This is a genomic window from Salinisphaera orenii subsp. halophila YIM 95161 (genome assembly GCF_003732545.1).
Taxonomy (GTDB): Bacteria; Pseudomonadota; Gammaproteobacteria; order Nevskiales; family Salinisphaeraceae; genus Salinisphaera; species Salinisphaera orenii_A.
Genome location: NZ_AYKF01000145.1, coordinates 1 through 5,110 on the forward strand (window position 1 = coordinate 1; position 5,110 = coordinate 5,110).

Sequence of the window (5,110 nt, forward strand, 5' to 3'; positions counted from 1 at the left end):
CCTTAGCGCCTGACATAGACAGCTGATGGGGAAAAGTACGCTAACTCACGCGTTTTCACACAGCCTGGGCCGGTAGCCGACCAATCATCAATAAAAAAGAGACTGCTCGACATACGAGCGATCCAGGCGGGTTGTCGTTAGACGAGCGGCGCCGAAATTCGTTGGCTGGTGCCCAGCCGGGAGAAGCGAGCCGCTTAATCGCCCAGATCACCCCAAAGCGCCTGCAGCGCGGCGAGTGCGGCCATGCCGGCGGTTTCGGTACGCAGCACGCGCGGGCCGAGGGAGACGGCTTGCCAGCCGGCGGCGTTTGCGGTGTCGATCTCATTGTCCGACAGGCCGGATTCGGGGCCGATGAGCAGGGCGATGTGTGCGTGCTTCGGCGTCGCGTGCAGGCCCGCGGTGGCGGTCGGCGCCAACATGAGTCGCAGGCGGTGGACGTCGTCGTCTTCGGCGAGCGCCTGCGACAGGGGCTTGGCGGCTTCGAGCGCTGGGCGCACGAGCCGGCCGCTCTGTTCGGCGGCGGATTCGACCACGGCCTGCCAGTGGGCCTGTTTCTTTGCTAGCCGCTCGCCTTCGAGCTTGACCTTGCCACGTTCGGTGAACACCGGGCGGATCGCCGTCACGCCCAGCTCGACCGCTTTGGCCAGGGCGAAGTCCATCCGATCGCCGCGGGCGATGGCCTGGTAGAGCGTGATCGACAGGGGCGATTCGCGCTGCGGCGAGTGCCGGGCCTCGACGGCGAGCGTGATGCGCTTGCGATCGGCGTGATCGATACGCGCGGCGTACTCAAAGCCGTCGCCGTTGAACAGCGTCACCGGCGCGCCGGCTTTCAGGCGCAGTACGGTGGCCAGGTGATGACGCTTGGCCTCGGCGGGTTCGACGGTCTCGCCCGCGGCGAGCGGGCCGTCGACGAACACCCGCGGGACGTGCGCGCGCCGGCTCATGCCAAGCGCTTGATGAGCACCGCGGAGTTGCGCTGGTAGTTGTAGAGCGTGCGTTTGGCCAGCGGCAGGGCGTCGAGATCGGCCTGTGCGAAGCCGTGTTCGATGAACCAGTGCGGCGTCTTGGTGGTGAGCACGAAGATGCGCGCCAGGCCTTCGCGGGCCGCACGGCGTTCGACTTCCACCAGCAGCTGGGCGGCGCGGTCCTGGCCGCGATAGTCGGGATGCACGGCCACGCAGGCGAGCTCGCCCACGCCTTCGTCGGGGTAGGGCACGAGCGCGCAGCAGGCGGTGATCAGGCCGTCGCGTTCCATCACGATATAGCGGCCGATATCCAGCTCCACCTGTTCGCGCGAGCGCGCCACCAGCACGCCGGCGGCAGCCAGGGGTTCGATGAGCGCTAGCACGCCGCCCAGATCCTCGGGCGTGGCGGTGCGGGTGATGTCGTAGTTGTCGGCGGCGATCATCGTGCCGGCGCCGTCGCGCGAGTAGAGCTCACGCAGCAGCGCGCCGTCGGTATCGAAGCTCACCAGATGCGCGCGCGCCACGCCGGCCTGGCACGCGGCGATGGCGGCCTGCAGGCGTGCCCGGTCGGCCGACTCGAGGGCGGCATTGGCCGTAGCCAGCAGATCGCGGGCGGCCTGCGGGCTGAGCTCGGCCGGGGTGTCGGCAAAGCGCTCGTGCAGGGCCGCGCCCGGGTGCATGACCACGAACTTGTCGGCGGCGAGCGCGGTGGCGGTAGCGGTGGCGACTTCCTCGGCATGGAGATTGAAGATCTCGCCCGAGGGCGAGTAGCCGATACACGACAGCAGCACGATCGCGCCGCGTTCGAGATGGGCGTTGATGCTGGCCACGTCCACGCGCCGCACCTCGCCGGTATGGCCGTGATCCACGCCGCCGGCGATGCCCACCGGGCGCGCGGTGACCAGATTGCCGCTGACCGTGGCGATACGCGCGCCGCCCATGGGCGTGCTCGCAAGGCTCGTGGACAGCAGGGCTTCGAGATCCATCTGCAGGCTGCCGACCGCCTGTTTCACGCAGCCGAGCGCGGCGGCATCGGTCACCCGGACGCCGTCGACGAAACGCGTGGCGATGCCGTCGCGTGACAGCGCCGCGTCGATCTGCGGGCGTGCGCCGAACACGATCACCAGACGCACGCCGAGGCTGGCGAGCAGGGCGATGTCGTAGACGAGATCCGCGAACGCCGGCGAGGCCGCGGCTTCGCCCGGCAGGTGGATCACGAAGGTGCGCTCGCGGTGCGCGTGCACATAGGGCGCGCTCGCGCGCAGGGCGGCGACGAGGCCGTTGGCCGGGCCGCCGTCGGCGGGCGCGTTCGTGGGCGTGGGGTCGGCTGGGGTCATGAGCGCGGGTCGTCGCCGGGCCGGTCAGCTGAGCGGCTTGTGCATCACGTGGGCATCCACCCGGCCGGCCCGCGGATGGTCGAAGGCCGCGGGCAGGGTGCCGACGATGGCGAAGCCGTGGCGTTGCCAGAGCCGGATGGCACCGGTGTTGGTCGAAACCACGAAATTGTATTGCATCGCGGCGAAGCCGTGCGCGCGGGCCGTGGCCTGCGAGTGCTCGCACATCGCCGACGCCACGCCGCGACCCCGCGCCGCGGCGGCGACGACGTAGCCGCAGTTGGCCACATGGGCGCCGGGCGGCGGCTGATTGGCCTTCAGGTAATAGCTGCCCAGCGGCACGCCGTCGTCGCCAACGGCCACGAAGGTCGCCGCCGGCTTGTCGATCCAGTAGGCGCGGGCCGCGGCCTCGTCGATCGCGGGGTCGATGCAGTAGGTCTCGCCGGCCCGAAAGACCGGCGCCAGAATCGCCCAGAGGCCGGGCCAGTCGGCGTCCTCGAAGGCGCGGATCACGGGGGTGGTCGTGCGAGATCGGGTCATGGGATCACGTCGAGGGCCGGCAGAATTGCTCGACCAGCCCGCGCAGGATCCGCTGCATGGGCTCGATGCGGTCGAGGTCGAGATGTTCGTTCGGCTGGTGGGCGCAGCGGATGTCGCCGGGGCCGAGAATCACGCTGTCCATGCCGAGCCGGTTGTAGAAGGCGCCCTCGGTGCCGAAGTCCACGGCCTCGGCGCTCCGACCGGTCAAGGCCTCGCAGGCGGCCACGAGGCGCGAGTCGGCCTCGGTCTCGAAGGCGGGCGTGCCCTCGAACAGCTCGGTGAAGCGCACCTCGCAGTCGTGGCCGGCGAGCGCGGCCGTCACCCGCTCGCGCAGCTCGTCGCGCAGTGCGTCGATGGTCATGCCCGGCAGAAAGCGCAGGTCGACGTCGAGCCGACAGCGTGCGGGGATCCGGTTGGCGTTGTCGCCGCCGGCGATGGCGCCCAGGTTGAGGGTGGCGTGGGGCACCGGGTAGCCGATCGCCGGCGCCCGCTCGATCAACTCCTCGCGCAGCGCACGAAGCGCGGCGATCGCCAGATGCATGGCGTCGATGGCGTTGGCGCCGAGCGCGGGATTGCTGGAATGCCCGGAGGCGCCGAGGGTCTCGATGCGCTCCATGAGGATGCCCTTGTGACGGCGGATCGGCACCAGGCCGGTCGGCTCGCCGATCACGCAGTAGCGTCCCGGCGACACGCCGGCCTCGAGCAGGGCGCGGGCCCCGTCCATGCCGCATTCCTCGTCGGCGGAGACCAGCAGCGTCAGCGGCGCGGCCAGCGCGGTGTCGGCGTATTCGGCGGCCACGCCCGCGGCCAGGGCGATGAAGCCCTTCATGTCGCAGCTGCCCAGGCCGTGAAGACGGCCGCCGCGTTCGCTGAGCGTGAACGGGTCGGAGTCCCAGCCTTCGGCGTCGCAGGGCACGGTGTCCATATGGCCGGCAAAGACCAGCCCGGCCTCCGCGGCGCGGTCGGCGTCGCCCAGTCGGGCCACCAGATTGACCTTGTCCGCGCGCCCGGCCAGCGGCGTGATGGCGCAGTCGAAGCCGAGCGCGTCGAGCCGGTCGGCCATGGCTTCGACCGCCGCGCGATTGCCGCAGTCCAGCGCCGGATCGCCGCTGCTCACGGTGCGATGCGCGACAAGCTCGGCGAGGGTCTCGCGCCAGTCGAGTGCGGCCATGGCGTGTCTGCTCCGGAGCGGCTTCGGGGGAATCTCGCGCGCCCATGTTATACCCATCGCGCCCGCGACCCGGTAGAGTTGCGGTGTTTCCCGTGCACCCCGCCGAGGTAGTCCATGTTCCGCCTGTCGTTGCCGCTGCGCGCTCTCGCGCTGCTCTGTCTCGCCCTCGTGAGCCTGGTGTGCGCCGCCGACGGCGATCGGACGATCCAGATCGACCCGCGGACCGGAGAGGTGGTTGAGGACGGGGCCGACGCCGACGCGGGCGAAGATGCGCGGGCCTGGACCACCGACGAGGGCGTTCAGATGCTCACGCCCGGGCGAGACGATGCGCCCGTGACCGAGGCGGTGGAATGCCCGGACGGCAGTCTGCGCATCGGCCACCCGGCCGGCGACGCCGGGGCCGAAGGACGCGAGGCGCTGTGCGCCGAGCCGCGCGGACGCTGACCCCGATGCACATTCACGGGGGGTATCGCCTGCTGGTCGCCGCACTGCTGCTGGCGCTGGGCGTCGGAAGCGCGTCGGCCGCGACCATGCAGATCATCAACGGCGACGCCGAGGGTGAAGGGCTCAACGACCGCACGCCGGTGGCGCCGGTCGGGGGCAACGACGGCGGCACGCGCGGCGAGCAGCGTCGAATCGCCCTGCAGTACGCCGCGGACATCCTGGGCAGCCGGCTCGACAGTGCGGTGCCGATTCGCATCGCGGTGCGTTTCGAGACGCTGGGCTGCAGCGCGACCCGCGCCTCGCTCGGGCAGACCGCGCCGGCCCAGTTCGCGGCCGGCTTCGCCGATGCCGCCCGCCCGGACACGCTGTATCCGGCCGCGCTCGCCAACGCGCTCGCCGGCCGCCGGGTGGCGGCGGGCACCAGCGACATCGACGCGACCTTCAACGCCGCGCTCGACGGCGAGGACGGCTGTCTGGGCGGCCGGCGCTGGTATTACGGGCTGGACCGGAATCCCGGCGCGGGCGAGATCGATTTCATCGGCACCGTCCTGCACGAGCTCATCCACGGGCTCGGCTTCATCTCCCGGGTTCTCACCCGTTAATGCGGACACTTCAAAGAAGGCTCATCATGGGCCGGCAAAAGGAGTGTTATGCCA

6 protein-coding genes are annotated in these 5,110 nt (G+C 70.8%); 2 read left to right on the forward strand and 4 right to left on the reverse strand.

Features of this window, described 5'->3' with window-relative positions; all coding sequences use genetic code 11:
- Positions 1-194: 194 nt before the first annotated feature.
- The 4 genes from SAHL_RS17200 to argE are packed head-to-tail and all read right to left on the reverse strand — an operon-like array spanning position 195 to position 4,010.
- Positions 195-944, reverse strand: coding sequence for a 16S rRNA (uracil(1498)-N(3))-methyltransferase (locus SAHL_RS17200; RefSeq protein ID WP_123592646.1), 750 nt, complete (start codon positions 942-944; stop codon positions 195-197).
- Positions 941-2,302 (reverse strand): amino-acid N-acetyltransferase, encoded by a 1,362-nt coding sequence (gene argA / locus SAHL_RS17205; protein WP_123592647.1) that lies wholly within the window; start codon positions 2,300-2,302, stop codon positions 941-943. Before argA ends, SAHL_RS17200 begins: the two co-directional genes overlap by 4 nt.
- A 24-nt stretch (positions 2,303-2,326) precedes the next feature.
- Positions 2,327-2,839: a GNAT family N-acetyltransferase gene (locus SAHL_RS17210; RefSeq protein WP_123592648.1), complete on the reverse strand. Its 513-nt coding sequence runs from the start codon at positions 2,837-2,839 to the stop codon at positions 2,327-2,329.
- A 4-nt stretch (positions 2,840-2,843) separates the two neighbouring features.
- Positions 2,844-4,010, reverse strand: a complete 1,167-nt coding sequence (gene argE / locus SAHL_RS17215; RefSeq protein WP_123592649.1) for an acetylornithine deacetylase — start codon at positions 4,008-4,010, stop codon at positions 2,844-2,846.
- Between the two features lie 114 nt (positions 4,011-4,124).
- Here argE and SAHL_RS17220 point away from each other — a divergent pair, with 114 nt between their 5' ends.
- Together SAHL_RS17220 and SAHL_RS17225 are read left to right on the forward strand one after the other, a co-directional pair.
- Entirely contained in the window at positions 4,125-4,454 is a 330-nt protein-coding gene (locus SAHL_RS17220) for a hypothetical protein (RefSeq protein ID WP_123592650.1), read from the forward strand.
- A gap of 5 nt (positions 4,455-4,459) precedes the next feature.
- Positions 4,460-5,056, forward strand: coding sequence for a hypothetical protein (locus SAHL_RS17225; protein WP_148045605.1), 597 nt, complete (start codon positions 4,460-4,462; stop codon positions 5,054-5,056).
- Positions 5,057-5,110: the final 54 nt, after the last annotated feature.